1 protein-coding gene is annotated in these 1,606 nt (G+C 56.0%); it reads right to left on the reverse strand.

What is annotated here, in order from left to right:
• On the reverse strand, positions 1-1,606 hold a 1,606-nt coding region (rpoB, locus tag ACIOU6_RS27970), incomplete at both ends, for a DNA-directed RNA polymerase subunit beta (RefSeq protein WP_401139983.1).

Here is a 1,606-nt window from a genome sequence, read left to right on the forward strand (position 1 = left end):
AACGATGTAGGCCTGAGCCTTCTCGAGCTGCTCGTTCAGAGCATCTTCAGCCAAGCGCAGTTTGAACCACAGACCATGCTCAAGACCGTCGAGCACTTCGTCGGTAATGTCCTGACCTTTCTTCAGACCAGCGCCGCCTTCAGCCTTGTGGCCTACCAGAGCGGAACGCAGACGTTCGAACGTCGCGCCTTCAACGATACGGAACTCTTCGTTCAGATCCTTGCGGATCTCGTCCAACTGGGTCTTCTCGATCGACAGAGCACGAGCATCACGCTCAACGCCGTCACGGGTGAAGACCTGTACGTCGATGACAGTACCTTTGGTACCAGTAGGTACACGCAGGGAGGTGTCTTTAACGTCGCTGGCTTTTTCACCGAAGATTGCACGCAGCAGTTTTTCTTCCGGAGTCAGCTGGGTCTCGCCTTTCGGAGTGACCTTACCCACCAGGATGTCGCCTGCGCCAACTTCAGCACCTACGTAAACGATACCGGCTTCGTCCAGCTTGTTCAGTGCAGCTTCACCCACGTTAGGGATGTCCGCAGTGATTTCCTCTGGCCCAAGCTTGGTGTCACGGGCCACACAGGTCAGTTCCTGAATGTGGATCGTGGTGAATCGATCTTCTTGAACAACTCGTTCCGACAGGCAGATGGAGTCTTCGAAGTTGTAACCATTCCAGGCCATGAACGCGATGCGCATGTTCTGACCCAGTGCCAGCTCACCCATATCGGTGGACGGACCGTCAGCCATGATGTCGCTACGCTGAACCCGATCACCTTTACGCACCAGCGGACGCTGGTTGATGCAGGTGTTCTGGTTGGAGCGGGTGTATTTGGTCAGGTTGTAGATGTCGACACCAGCTTCGCCGGTTTCAACTTCGTCATCAGCAACACGAACCACGATACGGCTAGCATCAACAGAGTCGATCACGCCACCACGACGAGCAACGACGCAAACGCCGGAGTCACGAGCTACGTTACGCTCCATGCCGGTACCTACCAGCGGCTTGTCAGCGCGCAGGGTGGGTACAGCTTGACGTTGCATGTTCGAACCCATCAACGCACGGTTGGCGTCATCGTGCTCGAGGAACGGAATCAACGACGCTGCAACCGAAACTACCTGCTTCGGCGAAACGTCCATCAAGGTGACTTCTTCAGGCGCCTTAACGGTGAATTCGTTCAAGTGACGAACAGCTACCAACTCATCGATCAGCGTTTTCTTGTCGTTCATCGTGGCCGAAGCCTGAGCGATCACGTGATCAGCTTCTTCGATGGCAGACAGGAACACGATCTCGTCAGTGACCAATGCGTCTTTCACCACACGGTACGGGCTTTCCAGGAAGCCGTACTGGTTGGTGCGCGCATAAGCAGCCAGGGAGTTGATCAGACCAATGTTCGGACCTTCCGGCGTTTCAATCGGGCATACACGACCGTAGTGAGTCGGGTGTACGTCACGAACTTCAAAGCCGGCGCGCTCACGAGTCAGACCGCCAGGGCCGAGCGCAGACACACGACGCTTGTGGGTGATCTCGGACAGCGGGTTGTTCTGGTCCATGAACTGAGAGAGCTGGCTGGAACCGAAGAACTCTTTCACCGCCGCAGCCACTGGC

Source organism: Pseudomonas sp. NPDC087615, from assembly GCF_044743445.1.
Taxonomy (GTDB): domain Bacteria; phylum Pseudomonadota; class Gammaproteobacteria; order Pseudomonadales; family Pseudomonadaceae; genus Aquipseudomonas; species Aquipseudomonas baetica_A.